The 1537-nt window shown below is 43.6% G+C and carries 1 protein-coding gene; it reads right to left on the bottom strand.

Annotated elements, in window-relative coordinates:
* Window positions 1-81: 81 nt before the first annotated feature.
* Complete coding sequence (locus tag LG34_RS16185; RefSeq protein WP_109216994.1) at window positions 82-1251, bottom strand: pyridoxal phosphate-dependent aminotransferase; 1170 nt, start codon at window positions 1249-1251, stop codon at window positions 82-84.
* Between the last annotated feature and the right edge of the window lie 286 nt (window positions 1252-1537).

Below are 1537 nucleotides of genomic sequence, written 5' to 3'. Positions count from 1 at the left end.
GCTGACCAGAATCACGCACCAAGTCTCACGTGCGTTCGACTTGAATTGTCAAAAAAGTATTGTTAGCAGTGCTGTTCTGACTTATTTAGTATGGCTTTCCTGGTAAGTTTTTAAACGTTCTAACATGGTTCTTAACACATCTTCTGAAGCAGCAAAGGAAAAACGAATGCAGACGCAGTCTTCTTCTCCGTAAGCGATACCTGGAACACCGGCAATTTTTGCTTTATCCAACAGGTCATTGCAGAGTGTTTCACTGTCCATATCAGTGTCAAATTTAACCCATGCATAAAAAGCTCCGGCAGGTGTCAGAAGTTCCACACCCGGAATCTCACGGATTCCTTCAAACAGAAGGTTTTTGCGTTTTTCGTATGCCTGACGCATCTGTTCGGTTTCTTCCACACAATCAAGCGCAGTCAGAGCACCGCGCTGTAAAAATCCGCTGGTACAGCTGATGGAGTGCTGGAATAATTTCAACACTACCTGATAAAGCGCAGGGGTGCAGGCAAGATAGCCCAGACGCCATCCGGTCATGGCACTGCATTTTGAAAAACCGTTGACGATGACCACACGTTCAAAAAATTCCGGAATGGAAGCCAGACTTACGATTTTGTTCTGGTCATAAACAATTTTTTCGTAAATTTCATCAGATAAAACATAAACATCAGGATGGTTACGCAAAAAGGCGGTGAGAGCCTGAATATCACTTTCTGTTAGAATCTGTCCGGTTGGGTTGTTCGGATAGTTGATGATCAGAAGTTTTGTTTTATCGGATGCTGCAGCTTCCAGAGCTTCTTCTGTGATGCGGTAGTTTTCTTCATATTTTAAATGAACAGCAACGGGTTTGCCACCACTGGCTTCTACGATGGACGGATAGGATACCCACCCCGGTGTGAGCCAGATCGCTTCATCCCCCGGATTGATCAGGGCACGAATGGTCAGGTACACAGCATATTTTGCCCCAGGAGTGATCAGAATATTCTCTGCTTGATACGGTGCGTGATTTTCTTCCTGCAGTTTGCGGGCAATGCGGGCACGAAGGTCAGCGTCTCCGCGGCTGTCAGAGTAGTGTGTATGTCCGGCGGCAAGTTCTGTCACAACGGTATCACAGACGGCTTTCGGAGTCGGAAAATCCGGTTCTCCGCCAGTCAGGTTTAATATCTCAGGATCAGTTTTCTGTAATTCTTTTGTTTTTGCCAGCAAAGTGACGGATTTGGACGGCTCCACGTTGCTGATCAGTCTGTTAAATTCCATAAAGTAATTCCTCCAAAATACGGGAAAGTATATTAGTTTAGCTTTTTAATGTGTAAAAGCGTAATTTCTTATATTTTACTCCAATTCCGACATAATAACAATCGGAAACATAAGAATTCTCTGGATTTTTTTACAGAAAACGCTATAATAAGTATCGTATAGGCGAAAATAATGTGTTTACTGTGGCGATAATTGTCCGTATGAGATGGAAAAATTATCTCAGTCTGAGTTGAGACTCCCACTTCTGCAAGTGGTGAGTAGTAACAAGTATTTCTCAGTGGGAGTT

The organism is Eubacterium ramulus (assembly GCF_003122485.1).
In the GTDB taxonomy this organism is placed as follows: Bacteria; Bacillota; Clostridia; order Lachnospirales; family Lachnospiraceae; genus Eubacterium_I; species Eubacterium_I ramulus_A.
The sequence above is the reverse complement of the archived record's forward strand: the minus strand, read 5'-3'. Positions and strand labels throughout refer to the sequence as shown.